Genomic DNA, 25,510 nt, shown 5'->3' with positions numbered 1-25,510 from the left:
TTGGTGGAGCTAAGCGGGATCGAACCGCTGACCTCCTGCATGCCATGCAGGCGCTCTCCCAGCTGAGCTATAGCCCCGGATTTTTCGCCTCTCGGCGGAGCGATCTCTTGCAACATCGCTTCTGTAAAACTGGCGTCCCCTAGGGGACTCGAACCCCTGTTACCGCCGTGAAAGGGCGGTGTCCTAGGCCACTAGACGAAGGGGACGCAAAACCTTCTGACTGATCAGTGCTGAGTACTGATCGCTTCAAGGCCGGTGTGGCCAGACCTTGAAGTGTAAATTGGTGGAGCTAAGCGGGATCGAACCGCTGACCTCCTGCATGCCATGCAGGCGCTCTCCCAGCTGAGCTATAGCCCCTCATCGCTGAGGACGGGGCGAATCTTAATGGCGCTTCGGAAACCTGTCAAACTTATTTTCAACAATTTTCAAAAAATTTTTCCGCCATAACAATCACTTACCGCCCTGCCCCGTAAATCCGGGGTGTTTGCGCTCCTGCAGCCACCCCCTCTGGCAGCCACTGCAGGAACGCACCTGGGATCAGCCGATGTTACCCAGCAGTTTTTCCCACTCCTTGTTTTCCTTCTTCGACACGCCACCGAGCAGATCGATGGCCTGGCGCAGACGGAAACGGGTCAGGTCCGGCCCCAGAATCTCCATGGCATCGAGCACCGACACCGAGCTCGCCTGGCCGGTGATGGCGGCGAACATCAACGGCATGGCATCACGCAACTTCAATTCCAGGGATTCGACCACCGCCTGGATCGTCGCGGTGATGCTGTCCTTCTCCCATTGACGCAGGCTTTCCAGCTTCCACAGGATCAACTGCATCAGCTGACGAACCTGATCGCCCGAGAGTTTCTTCGACTCGAACAGACTGGCCTGCGGATTGACGCCACCGGCAAAGAAGAACCCTGCCAGCGGTGCGACCTGGCTGAAGGTTTCCACCCGGCCCTGTACGTGCGGCGCGATCTTCATCATGTAATCGGCGTTGAACGCCCACTTCTGCACCCGCGCGGCAAATTCCTCCACCGGCAGGTCACGCAGCCACTGGCCGTTGAGCCACGACAGCTTCTCGATGTCGAAAATCGGCCCGCCGAGGGAGACGCGGCTCAGGTCGAAGTGCTCGACCATTTCCTGCAGCGAGAACTTTTCGCGCTCGTCCGGCATCGACCAGCCCATGCGCCCCAGGTAGTTGAGCATGGCTTCCGGCATGAAGCCCATGCGCTCGTAGAAGGTCACCGAAGTCGGGTTCTTGCGCTTGGACAGCTTGCTCTTGTCCGGATTACGCAGCAGCGGCATGTAGCACAGCTGTGGCTGCTCCCAACCGAAGTATTCGTACAGCAGGATCAGTTTCGGTGCCGAAGGCAGCCATTCTTCGCCGCGCAACACATGGGTGATGCCCATCAGGTGGTCGTCGACCACGTTGGCCAGGAAGTACGTCGGCAGGCCGTCGGTCTTCATCAGCACTTGCATGTCCATGCGATCCCACGGGATCTCGACATCGCCACGCAGCATGTCCGGCACCACGCACACACCTTCGCTCGGCACTTTCATGCGGATCACGTGCGGCTCGCCAGCGGCCAGACGCCGGGCGACTTCTTCCTTGGACAGCAGCAAGGCGCGGCCGTCATAACGCGGGGTTTCGCCACGGGCCATCTGCTCGGCGCGCATCTGGTCCAGCTCTTCGGCGGTGCAGAAGCACGGGAACGCGTGCCCCAGGTCCACCAGCTGCTGGCAGTACTTCTGATAGATATCGCCACGCTCGCTTTGCCGGTAAGGACCGTGCGGGCCTCCCACGTCCGGGCCTTCGCTCCAGTCGATACCCAGCCAGCGCAGGGCGTCGAAAATCTGCTGTTCGGACTCGCGGGTCGAACGCAACTGGTCGGTATCCTCGACCCGCAGGATGAACTCACCGCCGTGCTGCTTGGCGAAGCAGTAGTTGAACAAGGCGATGTAAGCGGTACCTACGTGGGGGTCCCCGGTAGGCGATGGCGCAATGCGCGTGCGGACGGTGGTCATGGCAAGTCTCGAAATGAAGATGAAACAAAGGGCGAATGTTAACAGGCGTTGCCCGCCCGGCTCCAGTGAGCAGGGCATTTAAGCCAAGTTTGCGTCTACGGCAGGCGGCGGGGTCGATGAATGACGGATTATCACCCGATGGCATTTACCCACTATTGGCTGTATGCCAAATTCGCCCACTGATAACTTTCCTTACAATTTCTCGACGACAGTTTGCCCCATGCCCGCCCAACTCAAGCGCCGCCTGTTCATTTTCCTGCTGATCGTCCTGTTGATTGCCGGGAGCTTTTTGGCCCACTGGTTCTTCAAGGGGCGGTTTTATGAAAGCACCGACAACGCCTATGTCCAGGGTGAAATCACCCGTGTGTCGAGCCAACTGGGCGCGCGCATCGACCAGGTGTTGGTGCAGGACAACCAGCACGTGGAGAAAGGCCAACTGCTGATCAGGCTCGAGGGCGATGACTTCCAGCTCGCCGTCGACCGCGCCAATGCCACGCTCGCCACCCGCCAGGCCGAACGCCTGCAGGCACAGAGCAAACTGACCCAGCAAGCCAGCCTGATTGCGGCCAGCGACGCACAAGTGGCCTCCAGCCAGGCGAGCCTCGGCCGCTCGCAAATCGACCTGGCCCGCGCACAAGCCCTGCGCAAACCGGGCTATGTGTCCGAGGAACGGGTCACCACCCTGTCGGCCGACAACCACATCGCCCGTTCCCAGGTGAGCAAGGCCCAGGCCGACGCGCAAGGCCAGCGCCAGCAAGTCGACTCGCTGAACGCTGAAATCAAACGCCTCGACGCGATGATCGCCAACGCCAGGACCGACCTGGCCCAGGCCGAATTGAACCTGACCCGCAGCGAAATCCACGCGCCCATCAGTGGCCTGATCGGCCAGCGTGCGGCGCGCAACGGTCAATATGTGCAGGCCGGGGCCTACCTGCTGTCGATCGTGCCCGATCAGGACATCTGGATTCAGGCCAATTTCAAGGAAACCCAGATCGGCCACATGCAGCCTGGCCAGAAAGCCGAGCTGACCTTCGATGCCTACCACGACACACCCATCGAAGCACGGGTCGACAGCCTGTTCGCCGCCTCGGGCGCACAGTTCAGTCTGTTGCCACCGGACAATGCCACCGGCAACTTCACCAAAGTCGTGCAACGGATTCCGGTTAAACTGACCTTCGCCGCCGACAACCCGCTGCGCGGCAAGATACGCCCAGGCATGTCGGTCACCGCGACAGTGAACATCAAAGACAGCCCTGACGATGGCCGGTGATCAACTGATCCGCCCGGTCGGCGAGCCGACCCGGCGCGACTGGATTGCGGTCATGAGCGTGATGCTCGGTGCGTTCATGGCGGTGCTCGACATCCAGATCACCAACTCCTCGCTCAAGGACATCCAAGGCGCGCTGTCGGCGACCCTGGAAGAAGGATCGTGGATTTCCACGTCATACCTGGTGGCGGAAATCATCATGATTCCGCTGACGGCCTGGCTGGTGCAGCTGCTCTCCGCGCGTCGCCTGGCGGTCTGGGTATCGCTGGGGTTTCTGGCGGCATCGCTGCTTTGTTCCATGGCCTGGAGCCTGGAAAGCATGATCGTGTTCCGTGCGCTGCAGGGCTTCACCGGAGGCGCGCTGATCCCGCTGGCGTTCACCCTGACCCTGATCAAGCTGCCGGAGCACCACCGCGCCAAGGGCATGGCCATGTTTGCCATGACGGCCACCTTCGCCCCCTCCATCGGCCCGACCCTGGGCGGCTGGCTCACGGAGAACTGGGGCTGGGAATACATCTTCTACATCAACGTGCCGCCGGGCCTGATCATGATCGCCGGCCTGATGTATGGCCTGGAAAAGAAGGCAGCGCACTGGGAGCTGCTGAAAAGCACCGACTATATGGGGATTGTCACCCTGGGCGTTGGTCTGGGCTGTTTGCAGGTGTTTCTCGAGGAAGGTCATCGCAAGGACTGGCTCGAATCGGACTTGATCGTCACCCTCGGCAGCATTGCCCTGATCAGTCTGATCGCCTTTGTGATCGTGCAGTTCTCCAAGCCCAACCCGCTGATCAACCTCGGCATCCTCGGCAACCGCAACTTCGGCCTGTCGAGCATTTCCAGCATTGGCATGGGTGTCGGGCTGTATGGCTCGATCTATCTGCTGCCGTTGTACCTGGCGCAGATTCAGAACTACAACGCCCTGCAGATCGGCGAAGTGATCATGTGGATGGGCGTGCCCCAGCTGTTCCTGATTCCGCTGGTGCCGAAACTGATGAAAATTGTCTCGCCGAAATGGCTGTGCACCCTGGGTTTCGGGTTGTTCGGGCTGGCGAGCTTTTCCTCCGGGGTGCTGAACCCGGACTTCGCCGGACCGCAGTTCAACCAGATCCAGATCATCCGCGCCCTGGGCCAGCCGCTGATCATGGTGACCATTTCACTGATCGCCACCGCCTACATCCTGCCGCAGGACGCGGGCTCGGCGTCGAGCCTGTTCAACATCCTGCGCAACCTCGGCGGCGCGATCGGCATCGCCCTCCTCGCCACGCTGCTGGATGCGCGGACCAAGACCTATTTTGATTATCTGCGCGAAGCGATCGTGCCGACCAACCCACAGGTGGCCGAGCGCATTGCGTCACTGACGGACCGGTTTGGCAGCGAAACGGCGGCGCTGGGCAAACTCAGCGAGATCGCCCATCAGCAGGCGTCGATCATGGCTTACAACGATGCGTTTCATTTTGTCGGGATTGCGCTGGGGATCAGCATGGTGGCGGTGTTGCTGACCAAGGCGTTGCCGGCGGGGTTGAAGGCTGGGGAAGCGCATTGAGTTTTGTGGTGTCGCTTCTGGCCTCATCGCGAGCAAGCCCGCTCCCACAGTTATTGCGTGTGCCACAAATATTGGGTACGACGCGGTAAGTGTGGGAGCGGGCTTGCTCGCGATGGGGCGAGCCCAGGCACCGCAAAAATTCAAACCTCGATCAACCGCTCCCGCAACTTGCTGATCTCGTCGCGCATCTGCGCCGCCGCTTCGAATTCCAGGTCGCGGGCCAGTTGGTACATTTTCTCTTCCAGCGCCTTGATCCGTTTGGCGATCTCGCCCGGCGAGCGCAATTCGGCTTCGTACTTGGCGCTTTCCTCGGCAGCCTTGGCCATGCCTTTGCGCTTCTTGCTGCGCGAGCCGGGCACGGTAGCGCCTTCCATGATGTCGGCGACGTCCTTGGTCACGCCTTTGGGGACGATGCCATGGGCGAGGTTGAACGCGATCTGCTTGTCGCGCCGGCGCTCGGTTTCGCCAATCGCCCGTTCCATGGAACCGGTGATCCGGTCCGCGTAAAGAATGGCCCGACCATTGAGGTTACGCGCCGCCCGGCCGATGGTCTGGATCAGCGAGCGCTCGGAACGCAGGAAGCCCTCCTTGTCCGCGTCGAGGATCGCCACCAGCGACACCTCAGGCATGTCCAGACCTTCGCGCAGCAGGTTGATCCCCACCAGCACGTCAAAGGTCCCCAGGCGCAGGTCGCGGATGATTTCCACCCGCTCCACGGTGTCGATGTCCGAGTGCAGGTAGCGCACCCGCACACCATGGTCGGCCAGGTAATCGGTCAAGTCTTCGGCCATGCGCTTGGTCAGCGTGGTCACCAGCACCCGCTCATCGACGGCCACGCGCTTGGTGATTTCCGACAGCAGGTCGTCGACCTGGGTCAGCGCCGGACGGATCTCGATCTGCGGGTCCACCAGACCGGTGGGACGCACCACCATGTCGATCACACGACCGGCATGCTCGGCTTCGTAATTGCCCGGCGTTGCCGAGACGAAGATGGTCTGCGGACTCACCCCTTCCCATTCGTCGAAGCGCATGGGCCGGTTGTCCAGCGCCGACGGCAAACGGAAACCGTATTCCACCAGGGTCTCCTTGCGCGAACGGTCGCCCTTGTACATGGCGCCGACCTGCGGAACGCTGACGTGGGATTCATCGATCACCAGCAAGGCGTCGGCAGGCAGGTAGTCGTACAGCGTCGGTGGCGCTGCGCCCGCCGGACGCCCGGACAGGTAGCGCGAATAGTTTTCGATGCCGTTGCAGTAGCCCAGCTCGAGGATCATCTCCAGGTCGAAGCGGGTGCGCTGCTCCAGACGCTGGGCTTCCACCAGTTTGTTGTTGGAGCGCAGGTATTCCAGGCGCTCCTGCAATTCGACCTTGATGCCCTCGATGGCGTCGAGCAGGGTTTCACGCGGTGTGACGTAATGGCTCTTCGGATAGAAGGTGAAGCGCGGCAACTTGCGCAGCACCTCACCGGTCAGCGGGTCGAAGGCCGAGAGGCTCTCTACTTCGTCGTCGAACAACTCGATGCGAATGGCTTCGAAGTCGGATTCCGCCGGATGGATGTCGATCACGTCGCCGCGAACGCGGAAGGTCGCCCGGGCGAAATCCATGTCGTTGCGGGTATATTGCAGGTCGGCGAGGCGGCGCAACAAGGCGCGCTGGTCGAGCTTGTCGCCGCGATCCACGTGCAGCACCATTTTCAGGTAGGTTTCCGGGCTGCCCAGACCGTAGATGCACGACACGGTGGTGACGATGATCGCGTCCTTGCGCTCCAGCAACGCCTTGGTCGCGGACAGGCGCATCTGTTCGATGTGGTCGTTGATCGAGGCGTCTTTCTCGATGAAGGTGTCCGAGGACGGAACATAGGCTTCGGGCTGGTAGTAGTCGTAGTAGGAAACGAAATACTCGACAGCGTTGTTCGGAAAGAACGCCTTGAACTCGCCGTACAACTGCGCGGCCAGGGTCTTGTTCGGTGCCAGTACCAGCGTCGGGCGCTGCACCTGGGCAATGACGTTGGCGATGCTGAACGTCTTGCCCGAACCGGTCACGCCGAGCAGCGTCTGGTGCGCCAGCCCGGCCTCGATGCCCTCGACCATCAGGCGAATGGCTTCCGGCTGGTCGCCGGCGGGCTCGAAACGGGTGACTAGCTGGAATTCAGACATGAAATACCCTCTGGGTCGCGCCCGCCCGGTTCAACCGGACAGCAACGAAAAAGACCGCAAACGACCGAAATCGCCCGAGGAAAAAACTGGATTGCGCTCAATGTGGAGTCGATTGCCCGCTCTTTCAAGGCAAGCGTCCTACATCCCTTACAGACTCTGACGCGGCCAATCGACTAACGGTCGAAAAATAATCGGAAAAACTTACGCTAAATGCCGATTCGGCTGTCGCCATCACTCGCAGATGGCCTCTATACTAGCTCCCCGTTTGTGCACCGCTCTAGTGCATTCGGCTGGAGCGCGACACGTCCCTCCACACTCCATTCAGAGCCGCCGCAAAAATGAGCCTGTTCTCCGCTGTCGAAATGGCACCACGCGATCCAATCCTGGGCCTCAACGAAGCATTCAACGCCGATACCCGTACCAGCAAGGTCAACCTGGGGGTCGGTGTTTACTGCAACGAGGAGGGGCGAATTCCACTCCTGCGCGCCGTTGTCGAAGCCGAGACGATTCGCGTCGCTCAACACGCTTCCCGTGGTTATCTGCCGATCGACGGTATTGCTGCCTATGACCAGGCGGTGCAGAAACTGCTGTTTGGCAATGATTCGCCACTGATCGCCGCTGGCCGCGTGGTCACCACCCAGGCCGTTGGCGGCACCGGCGCGCTGAAAATCGGCGCCGACTTCCTCAAGCAACTGCTGCCGAACGCCGTCGTCGCCATCAGCGACCCGAGCTGGGAAAACCACCGCGCGCTGTTCGAGACCGCCGGTTTCCCGGTGCAGAACTACCGTTATTACGACGCCGCGACCCACGATGTGAACCGCGCCGGCCTGCTGGAAGACCTCAACGCCCTGCCCTCCGGCTCCGTCGTTGTGCTGCACGCCTGCTGCCACAACCCGACCGGCGTCGACCTGAGCCCGGCGGACTGGAAAAACGTTCTCGAAGTGGTCAAGGCCAAGGGCCACGTGCCATTCCTCGACATGGCTTACCAGGGCTTTGGCGACGGCATCGACGAAGACGCCGCAGCGGTGCGCCTGTTCGCTGAGTCGGGGCTGACGTTCTTCGTCTCCAGCTCGTTCTCCAAATCCTTCTCGCTGTACGGCGAGCGCGTGGGCGCCCTGTCGATCGTCAGCGAGTCGAAGGAAGAAAGCGCGCGCGTGCTGTCGCAAGTCAAACGCGTGATCCGCACCAACTACTCCAACCCGCCGACCCACGGCGCCAGCATCGTCGCCGCCGTGCTCAACAGCCCGGAACTGCGCGCCCAATGGGAAGCGGAACTGGCCGAGATGCGCCTGCGCATTCGCGGCATGCGCACACAGATGGTCGACCTGCTCGCCCAGCAGGCGCCGCAGCGCGACTTCAGCTTCGTCGGTCGTCAGCGCGGCATGTTCTCCTACTCGGGCCTCAGCGTTGAACAGGTTCACCGCCTGCGCAACGAATTCGGCATTTATGCCCTGGACACCGGCCGCATCTGCGTGGCCGCGCTGAACCAGAGCAACATCGATGTCGTCACCAAGGCGATCGTTGCGGTGATCTGAGCCCTGCGCTGAAAGAACAACGGGAAGCCTCAGGGCTTCCCGTTTTTATTTGTCGCAAGGCCCGCACCTTCTAGACTCCTCACAACTCCAATGTGGGAATTTCTGCGAGAACCCCTATGAAAAACGATGACCTGCGTGCCGAGCGCGACGACCGAGACGATCTGGATGACTTCATCCCCCGCCCACCCGCCAAACGCGGCAGCAACCTGGTGATGCAAGTCGCCACCGGTGTATTCCTCGGTGGCCTGGCCCTGTGGCTGGTGCAACTGGGCGCCACTGCGCTGTACGCCAAACTGATGACGGGCACCATTACTTTCGGCGGTTAATCCGGCCGGACGGCGTTTCGGTCACCGCCAATCGGCCATAAACCACCGTCCGTCCCGACCCGTCGGTCGCCTTTCCAACCGACGCTTGACTTCTCTTTTTAAATCAGTAACATGCACGCCATTCCGCGATAGCTCAGTTGGTAGAGCAAGTGACTGTTAATCACTGGGTCCCTGGTTCGAGTCCAGGTCGTGGAGCCAGACAAGGTTTCAGAGAAGGCTTGCAACACCTCTGAAACCCACAAAAAACCCGCCTTTTGGCGGGTTTTTTCGTTTCAGGAGATCAACCTTCTGACCGCAAAGGCTCAGGCTTGATCTTGAACCAGAGGGCGTACATCGCCGGCAGGAACACCAGGGTCAGCACGGTGCCGGCAAATGTCCCGCCAATCAGGGTGTAGGCCAGCGTTCCCCAGAACACCGAATGGGTCAGCGGGATGAACGCCAGCATCGCCGCCAGCGCCGTGAGGACCACAGGCCGCGCCCGCTGCACGGTGGCTTCGACTACGGCGTCGAAAGGCGACAGACCCGCTTGCTCGTTGGCGTGAATCTGCCCGATGAGGATCAGCGTGTTGCGCATCAGAATCCCTGACAAGGCAATCAGCCCCACCAGGGCATTGATCCCGAACGGCTGCTGGAACAGCAGCAGAATGGGCACCACACCAATCAGGCCCAATGGCGCGGTGGCGAACACCATCATCATGGCCGACATCGAGCGCACCTGAATGATGATGGTCAGCAACATCAGCGCGATCATGATCGGGAATAGCGGCAGCAATGCCCTGTTCGCCTTGCCCGACTCCTCGATCGAGCCGGCAAGTTCAATGCGGTAGCCTGCCGGCAGCTTCTCGATGATAGGCTGCAACTGCGGCATCAGGGCGTTGGAGACGTCGGGCGGCTGAAGACCTTCCGCCACATCCCCACGCACCGTGATCGTCGGCGTCCGATCACGACGGCGCAAAACGGGCTCCTCCATGCGCACATCCACCGCCCCGACCTGGGACAGCGACACGCGCTGCCCCTGGGCGCCAGTCAGCGTGAAGGCGGCAATTTTCGAAGGATCCAGACGCGTTTCTCCCGCCGAGCGCGCGACCACCTGAACCGACCGGATATCCTCGCGCACTTCGGTGACAGGCACTCCGGTGAGCAGAAATTGCAGCTGTTGCGCGACGTCGGCCGAGGTCAGGCCGAACGCTTGCAGGCGATCCTGATCAAGGGTGAGATGAAGTGCCGGCGCGCGCTCCCCCAGGTCGGTATTGACGGTTCTCATCATCGGACTCGCGGCCATGACCCCACGCACCTGCGTGGCGATATCCCGCAACACGGCCGGGTCGGGCCCCATCACCCGAAAGGCCACCGGATACGGTGAATAAGGCCCAAACACCAACTGTGTGATACGCACCCGGGCTTCCGGCGCCAAGCCATCGGCGACGGCTTGCCGGAGGCGCAGCTTGAGCGCCTCGCGCTCTTGCTGACTCGCGGTCAGGATGACGATTTTTGCGAAGGATGGATCAGGCAGCTCGGGAGCCATCGCCAAATAAAAGCGCGGTGCCCCCTGGCCGATGTAAGCGGTAACGATCCCGGCTTCCGGCTGCTGCGCCAGCCACGCCTCGACCTTGGCCGCCGCTGCATCCGTCTGTTCGATGGAGGTGCCGTAAGGCATCTGCACCTCAACCAGCACCTCAGGCCGGTCGGACGTTGGAAAGAACTGCTTCTTGACCACGCCCATACCCAGAATCGCCACAGCGAACAGGCCAACCACGAGTGTGGCCACCAGGCCTTTGCGGCGGATCACACGGCCCAGCAGGCGCCTGAAACGCTGGTAGTTCGGCGTTCCGTAGATCGCCGCATGCCCGCCATCAGGCACCTTGATCGACGGCAGCAGCTTGACGCCCAGATAAGGGGTAAACACCACGGCCACCACCCAGGAGGTGATCAGCGCGATACCCACGATCCAGAACATGTTCGCGGTGTACTCACCTGCGGTCGACTTGGCAAACCCGTTGGGCATGAAGCCGATCGCCGTCACCAGCGTCCCCGACAGCATCGGCGCGGCCGTGTGGCTCCAGGCGTAGGCGGAGGCTTTGATTCGGTCGTAGCCCTCCTCCATCTTTACCACCATCATTTCAATGGCGATGATTGCATCGTCCACCAGCAGGCCCAGCGCCAGAATCAACGAGCCCAGGGTAATTCGATCGAAATCCTTGCCCGTGGCGGCCATGACGATGAACACCGCCGCCAGGGTCAGTGGCACCGCCGCCGCCACCACAACGCCGACACGCCAGCCCATGCTGAGAAAACACACCAACAGCACCACGCCCAGGGCCGCAAAAAACTTCACCATGAACTCATTGACGGAGGCGCCAATATTCACCGCCTGATCCGTGACCTTGGTCAGGCTCATGCCCAAAGGCATCTGCTGGTTGATCGCTGTCGCCTCGGCCTCCAGCGATTTGCCCAGATCCAGGCCGTTCCAGCCATCGCGCATGACCACGCCAAGCAACAAGGCAGGCTCGCCATTGTTGCGTACGAGGAAGGTTGCAGGGTCCTCATAACCGCGCTTCACCTGCGCCAGATCGGACAGCTTGAGGGTCCGCCCCTGTACGGTCAGCGGGGTATCACGAATCTTCTGCAGGTCATCAAAGGCGCCATCGAGGCGGATGAAAACCTGAGGGCCCTTCGCCTCGACCGAGCCGGCGGGCGTGAGCATGTTCTGCGTGTTCAATGCACTGAAGATATCTCGTGCGGAAACGCCCAGTGTCGCCAGGCGCTCATGGGACAGCTCGACAAAAATGCGCTCGGCCTGTTCACCAATGATGTTGACCTTCTTCACCCCTGCCACGTGCAGCAGGCGTTGACGCAGGCTTTCCGCTTCGCGCACCAGCAGACGTTGCGGCTCACCCTTGGCCTTGAGCGCGTAGAGCGCGAAGGTGACATCGGAATACTCATCATTGACCATCGGGCCGATCACCCCGGACGGCAACCCCTTCTGCTCATCGAGGATCTTCTTGCGCGCCTGGTAGAACTCCTCCTGAACGGCTGAGGGCGGCGTGCTATCGAGCAGATAAACCGTGGTGAACGCCAGACCTGGCCGGGTGAAGGTCTCGGTCCGGTCGTACCAACGCAGTTCCTGCATGCGTTTTTCCAGCTTTTCCACCACCTGATCCTGGATCTCCCGGGCCGTCGACCCAGGCCAGGCAGTGACCACCGTCATTTGCTTGATGGTGAATGCGGGGTCTTCCGCACGCCCCAGCTTGAAGAAGGCGTACAACCCACCCACGGAAATCAGCAGGATCAGAAACAGGGTGATCGAGCGCTCGCGCACGGCCAGCGCCGACAGATTGAAGCGGCTCATCGGCTGACCTCGACGACCGATTGTTGAGTGGCGCCGGCCAGTTCGGTCCTGACCTTCTCGCCCTCACTCAACAGGTGAGCCCCCAGGGCGACGACACGATCGCCCACGTGCAGATCACCCGTCACGCGCACGCTGGCCTCGTTATCCAGGCTGCGCACCTTGATCGGGCGCCACGCCACCTGTTCCGGTTCGCCCGCAACCACCCAGACACCCGGGCCTTTACCCGCGTCGTAGAGGGCGCCCATGGGTACTTGAAATTCCCTGGCATCTGCAACATTCGTGTCGGCGATCACCACTGAGATCGTCGAGCCCAGGGTGGCGTTGGAGAACGCACTCTCCAGCACGTAACGTGCTTCGAATGTTCGGGTCTGCCGGTCCGCCGAATCGGACAACTGACGTAGACGGGCATTGCCGGCACGCTGGTTCTGGCCGTAGAGCTCGACCGTCGCCGCCGAGCCCAGCGCCGGCCGCAGCGTCTCGGGCAACTGGATCACGGCCTCACGCTGCCCTGAATGCGCAACGCGAACCACGATCTGCCCGGCACCCACCACCTGCCCCGGCTCAGCCAGGGTATCCACGACGACGCCATCAGCATCCGCCAGCAACGTCGAGTAACTGGTCGCGTTTCTTGCCACATCAGCCTGAGCCTGGGCAGCGTTCAACTGAGCTTTCGCCGAGTCCGCTGCCGCCTTGATCCCCGAGTAGGCCGAGGCCGATACCGCACCGACAGACACCAGATCACGATAACGACGCTCATCATCGGAAGCCTGGCGGGCCCTGGCCGTGGCGGCCAGCACCGCTTCCTGCTGCGCCCTGGCAGTCAGCGTCAGGTCGTTGGCATCGATGCGCATGAGCGGCTGTCCACGTTTGACACTCTGCCCAGCGTCCACCAGGCGTTCCAGGACTTTTCCAGGCACCCGAAAACCCAGATCGCTCTGCACCCTAGCCTCGACGACCCCGGTGAAGACCCGCGCCGAAGGTGCGGAAGGCTCAACCACGCCGACGCGCACCAAGGGCACTTGCAGGCGGGGATCGGCAGGGGGGGCCTCGTTGCAGGCCGTGAGGCCAAACGGCAGCAAGGCGATGAAAACGAGTGACAAGCGGTGGCGCTGGATCATAAAGACCTCTCTTTAGCGGATGCACCCATGCTTATTCAAGTGACCAAATCTGTCAATAGTCACCATCAGCACGAATGGATATCGCCCACCTGAGTCAGGCGAGGCCGAGAGGATTGCTGTCCGGTTTTTTCAGCGCCCACACAAGGACGGATGCGCAGCGCATCCGTCAAAGGAGGAGGATCAAGGCATCAGGCTGCGCAGAACGAGATTGGAGATGAGCGCGGGGGCTTCTTCGACAACATCGAGGTTGTGCTGGAGTAACAGAGGATTGATGAAGGGCCGAAGAGCGAGATGAATGGCCTCTACCGTTTCGTCCAGTGGCGTTCTGCGCTCAAACTCGCCGAGCTCTCGCCCCTCACGCACAATCTGCGCCACGAAACCCTTGATCCGGGCGTCATAGTCCTCTGAACAAGGCCAGCGCTCCGATGCCGAAAACGCAGCGATGTCATAGAGTTTACGGTCGTTGAAAAACAGGCCGACGCCGGTAGCGATCAAGGTTTTGACCAGACGCCGAAACCGCTCGGTGGGCGAGATGCCGTCCGCATTGATGGCCTGCTCCACGGCCGAAATCATTTCAGCCAGGCAATTGGAGCAGATGGCTTCACCAATCGCCTGTTTGGATTCGAAGAACTTGTAGATGTAGGCCTTGGAAAAACCGATGGCCTTGGCCAGGTCGGAAACGGTGGTCTTGCCGTAACCGTACTGGCTGAAATGCTCGTTGGCCGCCGCGACAATCTGGTCTCGGATGTCGTGATCGGCGGGCCCACGGACGCTGGACGAAGAAACTGATGATGGGTTCATGCGAGCAGCTTACGCATCCGAAAGGTGGTTGACAACTTGTGACCAAATCGTAATATCGTCACAAATCACCGCTTCAGCAGGTATCGCATGCGCCCGCCTCCTCGTTTCGCCGTCTTACTGTGTCTGGGTCTGGTTGCCGGTTGCGCAGTGGGTCCCGACTACTCGGAACCCCGGGTGGAATTGCCCGAGCACTTTTCGGCCCAAACCGCCAAGGCACGACCTTCGGGCGCGGAAAATGCCGATCTCGCCGCTTGGTGGAACGCTTTCAATGACCCGTTACTCAGTCAGTTGATCACTCAAGCCCTGGAGCAAAACCTCGACCTGGCCCAGGCCAGCGCACGGATCAAGCAGGCGCGCGCCGGTTTGGGCGCGGCCAATGCAGCCCTGCTGCCCTCAGCGACCGTCAACGGGCAAGCGGCCCGAGCCCGTCAGTCTCTGGAGACACCCCTGGGCCAAGTGCTGAATTCAGAGCCTTCCTATAACCGCTACGGCAGTGCCTATGAGGCCAATCTGTCTGCCAGTTGGGAGCTCGATGTGTTTGGAGGGCTGCGTCGAAGCAAGGAAGCCGCTCTCGCCGAATATCAGGCCTCGGAAGCCGGGGCGGCTGCCACACGCCTGGCCGTGGTCGCGCAGACAGCCGATCTTTACGTCAGCATCCGTGGCCTCCAGGCACGCCTGGACATTGCCCGACAGCAAGTCGACACGCGACAGCAACTGCTCAACACCATCGAACATCTCCATGCAAAAGGCCTGGCCGCCGAACTGCAACTGAACCAGACCCAAGGCGCCCTGACTCAGGCACAGGCCACCGTTCCGGTCCTTCAGGCTGGCATTGACGCCGCCATGAATGCGCTGGATGTCATGCTGGGCAAACCACCCGGCACCTACAGTGCCCAACTGACCAGGCCGGCGCCCATCCCTGAGGTGCCAGGCCTCTCGGACATGGGTGCGCCGGCCGACCTGCTGCGTCGGCGCCCGGACGTGATCGTCGCCGAGCGCCGACTGGCCGCCTCCAACGCACGGATCGGCGAAGCCATGTCCGAGTACTACCCCAAACTGTCCGTGGGGGCGCTGCTCGGCAGTGCGACCTCGGTCTCCAGCACCAACCTGTTCAGCAACGGTGCCAGCCAGGCATCGGCGGCATTGGGATTACGTTGGAGGCTGTTCGATTTCGGCCGCATCAACGCGCAGATCGATTTGGCCAAAGGCCAGGAAGCCGAAGCCTTGGCCGCTTACCGCCAGTCCGTACTGCGGGCCTGTGAAGAGGTTGAAAGCGCATTTTCGGCGCTGATCAACCGCGAGCAGCAATCGGCACGACTGGCCCAAGGCGAGTCGGCGTATGCAAAAGCCCGGGCGACATCGTTTGTCGCCTACGAGAAAGGTGTGGTCAGCCTGATCGAAGTGCTGGATGCCGATGAGCACCTGTTGGCGGCATCGGATGGCCGAGCTCAGGCTCAAACCGAATCGGCTCGCGCCGCCGTGGCCACGTTCAAGGCATTGGGCGGCGGCTGGCAGCGGGACGACACGAATGTCCGGGTCAGCTCAAGGGCACGGTAGACCCGGGCCGATCATGTACTGGAGGGCGATTGCGGGGTGTCGGGATTGAGCTGCTGACGGCGGAATTGCCCCGGAGGCTGGCCATGGATCTGGCGAAAACGCCGTGAAAAGTACGCTTCATCGGCGAAACCGCACAACCTCGCCACCTCTCCCACGGGCCGCGTGCCATTGAGCAGGTAATTGCGGGCCGCGTGCATGCGGCGTTCCAGCACCAGTTCGGTGAAGGTCTTGCCGATTTCCTTGCGCAACCAGTGGGTCAGGTAGGTCGGTGACAGGTAGGTCGCGGCCGCGACCTTGATCAGGTTGAGGTCCGGATCGGCGATGTTCTTGCGCAGGTACTCGGACATCCGGCTCAACGCATCGCGTCGGCTGACTTCAGCGGCGTTCTCTTCAGCCAGCCGTTTCAGCGGCTCGGCATACAAGGCACACACGCCACCCACCAGTTGCAGCAGCAACCCTTTGAGCATCTCGCGGGTGCCGAACTGGCGGTTCTCGTCCAGAACGCGCATCTGCTCGATCAGGCGGCAGACCTTGCTGAAATCCTCATCGGCAAGAATGAAGTCCAGATGTTCCTGGAAGCGGAAAGGCGACAGCTCGGGCGCCAGCAGAATCGACACTTCCTCCAGATCCATCGGGTCGCACTGCAGATGCGGCAGCAGAAAGGTCTGGGAAAAATTGATCACCATGAAATTGCTGTCGGCCGGGTGCGGGATCACATGCACGCGATGCGGCAGGATGAACGCCAGGGTGTTGCGCGGAAAGGGCCGCTCGACGTTGCCGATGTGCTGGACGGTGTCACCACCCAGGTTGATCTGAATCTGGAAGTATTCATGTCGATGCGGGCTGGTTTCGGCGCGCCGGCCCTTTTTGTCGCGAATGTAAAAGTCCGTCAGCTCGCTGCGTTGTTGCATGACGTAGGTGGGAACACGGCTCGGGGACGACATTTCCTGGGGATCCTCGGTAATGCATGGACAGGTTGTCGTTGTGCGGCGACGAGGCCCATTGTGCGGGTGAATACGGCTGGACTTCAACTCGACATAGGATGACAACGAGACTCCAGGAAAAAATTGTATCCGTGAGTGATATTTCCATTGTCCAAAAACGATTTCTCGCCCCTATAAATTATATTCCTTTTAAAACAGTTAGTTATTGACGATCAAACGTAAAAAATGAGAAATGCCTCGATAGGATTTTTCTTGGACAGATGCATTCAACGCCGTTTTCAGCGGAAAAAACGATCTAAAGCCCCGGTTGATTTCGAAAGGTTGTACGACCACTGTGGCAGTCATCGCAGCCCGACTCCTTCCAAAAACAATCAAAAGGTGCGCACTCATGAATCCGTTTTTCTCTCTCGCCAATCCTCCCCCGCCCTACCCGACTCCAAGGCGTTCCTGAACACCTGACAGCGGCTGTTCGCGCCTCTTTTCCAAGCAGAGATTTCGCTGTCCCCGGCAATGGGGGCAAGGGGTCCGGCTGCGCGCGAACCACTCGATTCACCTGACAATAAAAAGGTCCACTCATGTCCAACTCGCAAACCTCTCCGTCCACCGCCCCACCGCTGAGTGCCGGCATCCGGGACGCCGTGCTGCCTCAGCGACTGCCGACGCGCCGGCGCTGGATCATGCTGTCGCTGCTGCTGATTGCAACGATCATCAACTACATCGACCGGGTGAACATCTCGATTGCCGCGCCCTTCCTGTCCAAGGACCTGGGCCTGGACAAGATCGAGATGGGCCTGATCTTTTCCGCATTTGCCTGGACTTACGCCCTCGCCCTGGTGCCTGCCGGATTCGTGGCCGATCGCTTCGGCTCCCGGTTCACCTACGGCGTCTCGCTGATCAGTTGGTCGACGGTCACCGTCTGCCAGGGTTTTGCCACTGGCTTTGCCTCGCTGTTCGGCCTGCGCCTGGCTGTCGGCGCCATGGAAGCGCCCGCCTTTCCGGCCAACAGCCGGGCGGTGACGGTCTGGTTTCCAGCTCGCGAACGGGGCATGGCCAGCAGCATCTACGTGTGCGGCCAGTACCTGGGCACGGCACTGTTTACCGGTGCGCTACTGTGGCTGGCGACAACCTTCGACTGGCGCCACGTGTTCTACAGCACCGGGGCACTGGGCATCGTGTTCGGGGTGATCTGGTTGTACATGTACCGCGACCCGCTGAACTGCAAGAAAGTCAGCAAGGAAGAATTGAAATACATCGAGTCCGGCGGTGGCCTGGTCAAGTGCAGTCAGGAGCGCACCAAATTCAACTGGCGGCAGATTGCCGAGCTGTTCACCTATCGGCAGATCTGGGCGATTTGCATCGGCAAGTTCGCCAGCACCTCGGCGCTGTATTTTTTCCTCACCTGGTTCCCGACGTACCTGATCGAAGAGCGCCAGCTGACCACGATCAAGGCCGGGATCTTTGCCGTGATGCCGTTTGTGGGCGCAACGGTCGGCATCCTGCTGGCGGGCATCGTGTCCGACCTGTTGATCCGTCGTGGCTATTCCATGTCGTTTGCCCGCAAGTTGCCGCTGGTGGTCGGATCGATGCTGGGCATGTCGATTGTCCTGGTGAACTTCACCGATTCGAACCTGATCTGCATTGCCATCCTGACCATCGCCTTCTTCGCTCAGGGCATCGCCTCGTCGTCATGGGCGGCGGTCTCGGAAGTGGCGCCCAAGGAACTCATCGGCCTGACCGGCGGGGTTACCAGCCTGGCCGCCAACATCGGCGGGATCGTCACCCCGATCGTGATCGGCGCAATCGTCCAGTCGACAGGCTCCTTCGCCTTTGCCTTCTGGTTCATTGGCGGCGTGGCACTGATGGGCACCTTGTCCTATTCGTTCCTGCTCGGTCGCTTGCACCGCATCGAACTCAAGGCTCGTTGAGTACAAAAAAGCGTTTTTCTCCAATACGAGGCGGCTTTCGTCCAACTTCGCCAAACGAAGCCGCCGTAGGCTGATGCTTCCATCAGGACAACGACAAGAAATGACCATGACCGACTACGTGTTCACCCCGGATCTGCCCGTTACCCTGCCGGTTGCCGGCAGTTCCAAGCGCTTCCCCGTAGGCCGGGTATTCTGCGTCGGACGCAACTACCCATGGCCAGACACCCAGGGCCAATCCCGCCAGCCACCGGTGTTTTTCATGAAGCCGGCCAGCAACGTGGTGGAGACCACCGGTGAAGTGGCCTTCCCACCGCTGACCGACGAGTTCGCCCACGAAATCGAGCTGGTCGTGGCCATCGGCGAGGGCGGTGCCAACATTCCGGAAGATCAGGCACTGGCCTACGTCTGGGGCTACGGTGCCGGCCTGGACCTGACGCGTCGCGATGTCCAGCGCTCGGCCAAAAGCAGTGGCTTGCCCTGGGAAGGCGCCAAGGTCTTCGACGGCGCCGCGCCCATCACCGCCATCGTGCCGGTCTCCCGCGCAGGCCACCCGGAAGGCGAGTTGTGGCTGAACGTCAACGGCGTGGAACGCCAGCGCGACAGCCTCGACAGCCAGATCTGGTCGGTCAGCGAAATCATCAGCCGTATCTCCCAGTACGTGGCGCTACGGGCCGGCGACCTGATCATGACCGGCAGCCCGGCAGGCGTCGACGTGTTGCAACCCGGCGACATCATCAACGCCGGGATCGACGGCATCGGCCAGATCGAAATGCGCGTCGGCCAGCGTCCTTGACCCCTCAAAACAACACGCCCCAAGTGAACTGAAAAAAGGAAACAACAACATGTCCAGTCCTTTGAAAGTGGCCCTGGTAACCGGTGCAGGCAGTGGAATCGGTCGCTCCGTGGCCCTCGGCCTGATGGCAGACGGCTTCACGGTGGTATTGGCCGGACGCCGACCGGAACCCTTGCTGGAATTGGCGGAGCTGGCGGCTGTCGACGGTTACGAAGCCCTGGCCGTGCCCACGGACGTGCGCGATCCAGCCAGCGTCGACGCGCTGTTTGCCACCATCACCGTCAAATACGGACGCCTGGACGTCGTGTTCAACAATGCCGGCGTCAATGCCCCGGCCGTACCGCTGGACGAACTGACCTTCGAGCAGTGGCGCAACGTGATCGACACCAACCTCAACGGTGTTTTCCTCTGCGCCCGTGGCGCCTTCGGCCTGATGCGCCGGCAACAGCCGCAAGGTGGACGCATCATCAATAACGGCTCGATCTCGGCCCATACCCCACGCCCCTTCAGCAGCGCCTACACCGCGAGCAAACACGCGGTATTGGGACTGACCAAGTCCCTGGCCCTGGACGGTCGCGAATTCAACATTGCCTGCAGCCAGATCGACATTGGCAACGCCCTGACCGAAATGTCGGTGCGCATGACCAAAGGCGTGCGCCAGGCCAACGGCACCATAGCCGTGGAACCGATGGTCGACGTCAAGCACGTGGCCGATGCCGTGCGCTACATCGCCGCCCTGCCACTGGAGGCGAACGTCCTGAACATGACCGTCATGGCGACTGCCATGCCGTTTGCCGGTCGCGGTTGACCGGCTTTTTTATTCCGCTACGCGAGGTCTACATGAAGCCAGAAGTCTTGCAGCTCAGCCCGATCCTGATTCCTGAAATCAACACCCGGCTCGAAGAGCTGTTTACCGTGCGCCGTTACTTTCAACAGTCCGACAAGCAAGCGTATCTGCAAGAGCACGGCGCGAACATTCGCGGCGTGATCACCGGCGGGCACACCGGCATCACCCAGGCCGTCATGGCGCAATTGCCCAATCTGGAAGTGGTGGCCGTCAACGGCGTGGGCACCGATGCGGTGGACCTGGCCTATGCCCGGGACCGCGGGATTCGCGTGACCGCGACCATCGGTGCATTGACCGAAGACGTCGCCGACCTGGCCATCGGCCTGTTGATTGCCGTGTGCCGTGGCCTGTGCACCAGTGACCGCTACGTACGCTCGGGCCAATGGCCGCACAGTCCGACGCCGTTGGCGCCGCTGCCATTGGCGCGCCAGGTGTCGGGCATGCGCATCGGCATCGTCGGCATGGGCCGGGTCGGTCGCGCCGTGGCGGCGCGCGCCACCGCGTTCGGTTGTCCGATCAGCTACACCGATCTGCAACCGATGAGCGATGTGAACCACACCTTTGTCGCCGATCTGAAGCAACTGGCCAGCCAGAGTGACGCCCTGATTCTCGCCGCTGCCGCCGACAAGGGCGAAGCGATCATCAATGCCGAGGTGCTGCAGGCGCTGGGCAAGGGCGGCTATCTGATCAACGTGGCCCGGGGCAAGCTGGTCAACGAGACCGATCTGGTGGCGGCCCTGGCGGCCGGTGAGATCGCGGGCGCGGCGCTGGATGTGTTTGTCGATGAACCGAACGTCCCCGAGGCGTTGTTCGGCAACGAAAACCTGGTGCTGCAACCGCATCGCGCCAGTGCGACCGTGCAGACCCGCACGCGAATGGGAGAGATGGTGGTGGCGAGCCTGGTGGACAGTTTCGCCGGGAGAGTACCGAAGGGATCGGTGACCGATTGAGCCGTCCATCGAGGGGGCATTGCGCCCCCTCGATGCCCCGGTATCAGGTAAACAGATCGGTGCCCAGCTCAAAGGCCACCCACAACGCGAGGCCGGTAGCGAAGGCCAGCGCGATGTTTTCAAACAGGTTGTTGCGGTATTGCTTGTCCAGCAGTGACTTCTGGTTGGACATGATCAGCAGGCCGAGGGAAATGATCGGCAAACCGATGATGTTCAGTGCGCTCACGCCAATGGTCAGCGTGACGAAGTCCGGCATGCCTGGCAGCGACCAGATCAATGGTGTCACCAGAATGAACAACATGAACCATTTGTGCATCGGGTCATGGTGGAACTCTTTACCGTACTTGTCGCGACGCTTGGGCATGACGTGCTGCAGGGCATCGGTGATCAGCATCGGGAAAGCGGTGGTCTTGCCGGAAATGCTGGCAAACAATGTCGCGAACACACCGATGAAGAACACGTACCAGCCGATCGGGCCAAAGTAGATTTCCAGTGCCTTGCCCAGGTCACCCAGGGTTTTCACTTCGATACCGTTGGGCCGCAGGATTTCCGCGCCGACGATCCAGATCGCCAGGTTGATGATGATCCCGACAAATACTGCGAACAGCAGGTCGTTGCGTTGAATGCGCTTGTGCTGCGGTCCGACCCAGCCCTTTTGGCGCATGACGTAGGGATGCACGAAGTTGGCGATCGAGCCGGCCACCGCACCGATGACCGACACCGCCACCAGCAAGGCACCGTGCACGCCCTCGTCAGGCGGAATGCTGAAACCGATGGTGCCTTTGATGATGCCGGTGACATCGGGACCGGACATCACGGCCAGGGCGATGAACGCCAGGGTCATGATCGCCAGCAGCAGCTTCATCACGCCTTCGATCATCGAGTAGATGTTACGCCCCACCAGCATCCAGACCGCCAGCACCACCGCCACCGAACAGAGCAGCGGCTGGTCGATCTTGAACAGCATCGCCAGCGATTCACCCGCGCCCTTGATCATGTAGGCGTTCATCAAGTGGCCCATCAAAAGGGCATAGACCAGCATGAACCAGGCGAAGAACGGATTGAGCTGGGCATAACCTTGCAGGATGGTCATGCCCTGGTTATTGCACAGCTGGAAGCGCGCGATGATGTTGACGATCAGGTATCTCAGCAGCAGAGAGACCGCCAGCACCCACATCATCGCGTAACCGTAGTTGGCACCGGCAACGGAAGAGGTGATCAGATCCCCCGCGCCCAACCAGGACAGCACGGCGATGATGCCAGGGCCGAGGAGTTTGAATATTCGCAGGAACCGGTTTTGCGCGGGCGCCGCAGCTTGGCCTTCCACGGAGGGAATGCTGGTCATAGAGGGTATCTCCGTTGTTTTTTTTGTGAGAACCCGCGAAGTCGAACACAGTAAGTACGATGTCGTACAACACTTGTTAAAACGAGAGTATTTAAAAATATTTCAATCCCTTAACAACCCTAGGGTCTTACTTCGACCTTGCCCGCTGCCTGCTTCCTTTCTTGATTGCAAAAACAGGCATTGATGTCCAGGAAATACAGTCATAGGATGACTGATCACATCCATAACAATAAAAGGTTCCACTGTGAATAAGTCCCTGCTCCTGGCCGCTGCGGTTGTCGGCGGTCTCAGTCTGCAAGCCAACGCGGCCACCTACGCCTACATCTCCAGCCCCGGCGACGGCTTGATCTCCCAGTACCGCCTCGATCAAAGCAACGGTGCCCTGAGTCTGGTCAATCAGGTCAACGCCGGTGATCAGGTCAACCCGATGGCGATCACCCCGGACGGCAAGGTGCTGTTCGCGGCGCTGCGGGTCAAACCCTTCCAGGTACTGGGTTACAGCATTGACGCCAAGACTGGACAATTGACCCCTTTGTCCAAGGCACCCCTGGCCCAGAGCATGGCTTACCTGTCGACCGACCGGTCCGGACTTTACCTGCTCGGCGCCTCCTATGGTGCCGATGCCGTTACGGTGCAAGCCATCGACAGGGCCTATCAGCCGTCGGACAAGATCATGAGCTACGCCACCGGGCCGCACGCCCATTCGGTGCGCACCGACCCGAGCAACCGTTTCGCCTACACCGGCAATCTGGGTGCCGACCGCGTGCTGCAATATCGCCTGGATGGCAAAACCGGCGCCCTCACCCCCATCGGCAGCGGCTATGTCAGCGTGCCGGCCAACACCGGTCCTCGGCACCTGGCCTTTTCCAAGGACGGCAAATACCTGTATGTGGTCGGTGAGATGAGCGGCACCGTCACCGCATTCTCGATCAATGACAGCACGGGCGCATTGACCGAGATTGCCGTGGCCAACGGGATTCCCGAGCGCTTGAAACTGGCCCACGGCGAAGTGCGCGATGCACGTAACAACGACTTGAAAGACGATCCGACACCCCGTATCTGGGCGGCGGACCTGCGGCTTTCGCCCGATGGCAAACTGCTGTTCATGACCGAGCGCACCAGCAGTTCGGTGTCGGCATTCGCAGTGGATCAGAGCACCGGCGGTTTGCGCTTTCTGCAGAACTATCCGGTCGAAGAGCAGCAACCGCGCAATATCGCGTTTTCACCCAATGGGCGCTGGTTGCTGGTCACGGGAGAGAAAAGTGAAAAGGTCGGCACCTATGCGGTCGGCGGCGACGGCGCCCTGAAGCGTGTCGGCGAAGCGGCGTCGGGTAAAGGCGCGTTATGGATCGAGGTGTTGCAAACGTCGGCGGAGTGATCCTTAGACCAGGTTGCGGCCGGCTCGGGATGGAGGCTGACGCGTTCTGCGGTTGAACGCGTCAGCCTTCTTTCCATCACCAAAGGGCTCGCGCCGGTGTGTTCAGGCATGCTCGCTGTTATTGGCGTGCACCGTTCGTGGTTCGCCATGACCATGATCTTGCACTTCGATCACCGGAATCTCCTTCCCGTCGCAATCATGCAGTTTGCCTTCGCGGAAGTAATCGCCCTCACGTAACGCCGCCAGATCCTGGTAACGCAACACCCGTTCAGTGCCTGCGGCAAACACCGATTGCTGGTCCGAATTACCGACGGTCAGGTGGTTGAAGGTCAGGTTCAGCACGATCGCCATGATCGCCGAGGAACTGATGCCCGAGTGAAAGATCGTGGCGAACCAGCTCGGGAAGTGGTCGTAGAAATTCGGCGCGGCAATGGGAATCATGCCAAAGCCGATGGACGTGGCAACGATGATCAGGTTGACGTTGTTGCGATAGTCGACCTTGGACAACGTGCGAATGCCACTGGCCGCCACCGTGCCGAACAGGACGATGCCGGCCCCTCCCAGAACGGACGTCGGTACAGCGGCGATCACCCGGCCCATGAAGGGCAACAGGCCCAGGATTACCAGGAACAGGCCGCCGGTGGCGACCACGTAGCGACTCTTGATCCCGGTGACGGCCACCAGGCCGACGTTCTGGGCAAAGGCGCTTTGGGTAAAGGAGCCGAAAATCGGCGCCACCATGCTCGACAGCATGTCGGCACGCAGGCCATTGCCCAGACGTCTGGAATCAACCTTGGTGTCGATGATTTCGCCGACGGCCAGGATGTCCGCCGAGGTCTCGACCAGCGTCACCATGACCACGATGCACATCGACAGGATCGCGGCGAAGTGAAAGGTCGGCATGCCGAAATGGAACGGTGTCGGAAAGCCGAACATCGGGCCCTGGGTGACGGACGAGAAGTCAGCCATGCCGAGGAACAGCGCGAGGATCGTTCCGATGACCATCGCCAGCAGGATCGACAAGCGGGAAATGGTTGCGCTGCCGATCTTGCTCAGCAACAACACCAGCACCAGCGTCACCGCCGCCAGACCGATGTTCGCCATGCTGCCAAAATCCGCTGCGTGACTGTTGCCGCCCATGGCCCAGCGCGCGGCCACCGGCATCAGCGTCAAGCCGATGGTGGTGATCACGATGCCCGTGACCAGCGGCGGGAAGAACCGGGTGATTCGCGAGAACACCGGCGTGATCAACAAACCGATCAGTGACGCCGCAATGACCGCCCCCAGGATCGCCTGGAAGCCGCCCTCCCCGCCACTGCTGACAATCGCCACCATGGTCGCGACACCCGAGAACGACACCCCCTGCACCAACGGCAACTGACAACCGAAGAACGGCAGGCCGAGGGTCTGCAGCAAGGTCGCCAGCCCTCCGGCAAACAAGGAGGCAGCAATCAACAAACCAATGTCCGCCGGCGTGAGCCCGGCCGCCTGGCCGATGATCAACGGCACCGCGACGATACCGCCATACATGGTCAGGACATGTTGCAGGCCGTAAGCCATATTCGCGCCGACCCCGAGGTTTTCATCCTCGGGCCGTGGGTGTGAAACATGGGGCGTTTTCATGATTGGGGGGTTCCCTGGTTTTTGTTATGCGCAC

At 61.0% G+C, this 25,510-nt stretch carries 18 protein-coding genes and 4 tRNA genes; 11 read left to right on the top strand and 11 right to left on the bottom strand.

Features of this window, described 5'->3' with window-relative positions:
* Position 1 precedes the first annotated feature (1 nt).
* The 4 genes from QIW53_RS13680 to gltX form a co-directional block, all read right to left on the bottom strand.
* A tRNA-Ala gene (locus tag QIW53_RS13680) sits at positions 2-77 on the bottom strand.
* Positions 78-130: 53 nt separating this feature from the next.
* Positions 131-206 (bottom strand) — tRNA-Glu (locus tag QIW53_RS13675).
* A gap of 75 nt (positions 207-281) precedes the next feature.
* Positions 282-357: transfer RNA gene (locus QIW53_RS13670), tRNA-Ala, on the bottom strand.
* 180 nt (positions 358-537) lie between these two features.
* A complete protein-coding gene (gltX, locus tag QIW53_RS13665; protein ID WP_371050125.1) occupies positions 538-2,019 on the bottom strand; it encodes a glutamate--tRNA ligase in 1,482 nt (493 codons plus the stop codon).
* A gap of 220 nt (positions 2,020-2,239) precedes the next feature.
* On the opposite strand from gltX, the gene QIW53_RS13660 reads away from it, so the two are divergent.
* Both QIW53_RS13660 and QIW53_RS13655 read left to right on the top strand, forming a co-directional pair.
* Complete coding sequence (locus QIW53_RS13660; RefSeq protein ID WP_371050124.1) at positions 2,240-3,289, top strand: HlyD family secretion protein; 1,050 nt, start codon at positions 2,240-2,242, stop codon at positions 3,287-3,289.
* A complete protein-coding gene (locus QIW53_RS13655) occupies positions 3,279-4,829 on the top strand; it encodes an MDR family MFS transporter (RefSeq protein ID WP_371050123.1) in 1,551 nt (516 codons plus the stop codon). Before QIW53_RS13660 ends, QIW53_RS13655 begins: the two co-directional genes overlap by 11 nt.
* Positions 4,830-4,969: 140 nt before the next feature.
* Here the strand turns inward: QIW53_RS13655 and uvrB are convergent, their stop codons facing one another.
* Positions 4,970-6,985, bottom strand: coding sequence for an excinuclease ABC subunit UvrB (uvrB, locus tag QIW53_RS13650; protein ID WP_371050122.1), 2,016 nt, complete (start codon positions 6,983-6,985; stop codon positions 4,970-4,972).
* A gap of 338 nt (positions 6,986-7,323) precedes the next feature.
* Between uvrB and QIW53_RS13645 the strand changes: the two genes are divergently transcribed.
* The 3 genes from QIW53_RS13645 to QIW53_RS13635 all read left to right on the top strand — a co-directional run bounded on the left by QIW53_RS13645 (position 7,324) and on the right by QIW53_RS13635 (position 9,044).
* Positions 7,324-8,520, top strand: coding sequence for an amino acid aminotransferase (locus QIW53_RS13645; RefSeq protein WP_371050121.1), 1,197 nt, complete (start codon positions 7,324-7,326; stop codon positions 8,518-8,520).
* A 116-nt stretch (positions 8,521-8,636) separates the two neighbouring features.
* Complete coding sequence (locus tag QIW53_RS13640; protein ID WP_371050120.1) at positions 8,637-8,846, top strand: hypothetical protein; 210 nt, start codon at positions 8,637-8,639, stop codon at positions 8,844-8,846.
* A 122-nt stretch (positions 8,847-8,968) separates the two neighbouring features.
* Positions 8,969-9,044, top strand: a tRNA-Asn gene (locus QIW53_RS13635).
* An 82-nt stretch (positions 9,045-9,126) separates the two neighbouring features.
* Here the strand turns inward: QIW53_RS13635 and QIW53_RS13630 are convergent.
* The 3 genes from QIW53_RS13630 to QIW53_RS13620 form a co-directional block, all read right to left on the bottom strand.
* Positions 9,127-12,195: an efflux RND transporter permease subunit gene (locus tag QIW53_RS13630; protein WP_371050119.1), complete on the bottom strand. Its 3,069-nt coding sequence runs from the start codon at positions 12,193-12,195 to the stop codon at positions 9,127-9,129.
* The gene (locus QIW53_RS13625; RefSeq protein ID WP_371050118.1) at positions 12,192-13,313 is read right to left on the bottom strand and encodes an efflux RND transporter periplasmic adaptor subunit; all 1,122 of its coding nucleotides are present in this window, start codon (positions 13,311-13,313) and stop codon (positions 12,192-12,194) included. Before QIW53_RS13625 ends, QIW53_RS13630 begins: the two co-directional genes overlap by 4 nt.
* A gap of 180 nt (positions 13,314-13,493) precedes the next feature.
* Complete coding sequence (locus QIW53_RS13620) at positions 13,494-14,114, bottom strand: TetR/AcrR family transcriptional regulator (protein WP_371050117.1); 621 nt, start codon at positions 14,112-14,114, stop codon at positions 13,494-13,496.
* Between the two features lie 87 nt (positions 14,115-14,201).
* Here QIW53_RS13620 and QIW53_RS13615 point away from each other — a divergent pair, with 87 nt between their 5' ends.
* Complete coding sequence (locus QIW53_RS13615) at positions 14,202-15,671, top strand: efflux transporter outer membrane subunit (protein WP_371050116.1); 1,470 nt, start codon at positions 14,202-14,204, stop codon at positions 15,669-15,671.
* A gap of 11 nt (positions 15,672-15,682) precedes the next feature.
* Here QIW53_RS13615 and QIW53_RS13610 read toward each other — a convergent pair whose 3' ends face one another.
* Positions 15,683-16,615 carry a helix-turn-helix transcriptional regulator gene (locus QIW53_RS13610; RefSeq protein ID WP_371050115.1) on the bottom strand — a complete coding sequence of 311 codons (933 nt, stop codon included), beginning with the start codon at positions 16,613-16,615 and terminating at the stop codon, positions 15,683-15,685.
* A gap of 575 nt (positions 16,616-17,190) precedes the next feature.
* Here QIW53_RS13610 and QIW53_RS13605 point away from each other — a divergent pair.
* From QIW53_RS13605 to QIW53_RS13590, 4 genes are all read left to right on the top strand, one after another.
* Positions 17,191-18,540: an MFS transporter gene (locus QIW53_RS13605; protein WP_371050114.1), complete on the top strand. Its 1,350-nt coding sequence runs from the start codon at positions 17,191-17,193 to the stop codon at positions 18,538-18,540.
* Between the two features lie 100 nt (positions 18,541-18,640).
* Positions 18,641-19,333, top strand: a complete 693-nt coding sequence (locus tag QIW53_RS13600; protein ID WP_371050113.1) for a fumarylacetoacetate hydrolase family protein — start codon at positions 18,641-18,643, stop codon at positions 19,331-19,333.
* 49 nt (positions 19,334-19,382) lie between these two features.
* Complete coding sequence (locus QIW53_RS13595; protein WP_371050112.1) at positions 19,383-20,141, top strand: SDR family oxidoreductase; 759 nt, start codon at positions 19,383-19,385, stop codon at positions 20,139-20,141.
* 32 nt (positions 20,142-20,173) lie between these two features.
* A complete protein-coding gene (locus QIW53_RS13590) occupies positions 20,174-21,130 on the top strand; it encodes a 2-hydroxyacid dehydrogenase (RefSeq protein ID WP_371050111.1) in 957 nt (318 codons plus the stop codon).
* 43 nt (positions 21,131-21,173) lie between these two features.
* Here the strand turns inward: QIW53_RS13590 and QIW53_RS13585 are convergent, their stop codons facing one another.
* On the bottom strand, positions 21,174-22,475 hold the full coding sequence (locus tag QIW53_RS13585; RefSeq protein WP_371050110.1) for an Nramp family divalent metal transporter: 1,302 nt from the start codon (positions 22,473-22,475) through the stop codon (positions 21,174-21,176).
* Positions 22,476-22,719: 244 nt separating this feature from the next.
* Here QIW53_RS13585 and QIW53_RS13580 point away from each other — a divergent pair, with 244 nt between their 5' ends.
* On the top strand, positions 22,720-23,853 hold the full coding sequence (locus tag QIW53_RS13580; RefSeq protein ID WP_371050109.1) for a lactonase family protein: 1,134 nt from the start codon (positions 22,720-22,722) through the stop codon (positions 23,851-23,853).
* Positions 23,854-23,955: 102 nt separating this feature from the next.
* Here the strand turns inward: QIW53_RS13580 and QIW53_RS13575 are convergent, their stop codons facing one another.
* Positions 23,956-25,476 carry a nucleobase:cation symporter-2 family protein gene (locus QIW53_RS13575; protein ID WP_371050108.1) on the bottom strand — a complete coding sequence of 507 codons (1,521 nt, stop codon included), beginning with the start codon at positions 25,474-25,476 and terminating at the stop codon, positions 23,956-23,958.
* Positions 25,477-25,510: the final 34 nt, after the last annotated feature.

This window comes from Pseudomonas fluorescens (assembly GCF_041354075.1).
Lineage (GTDB): Bacteria > Pseudomonadota > Gammaproteobacteria > Pseudomonadales > Pseudomonadaceae > Aquipseudomonas > Aquipseudomonas fluorescens_CE.
The sequence above is the reverse complement of the archived record's forward strand: the minus strand, read 5'-3'. Positions and strand labels throughout refer to the sequence as shown.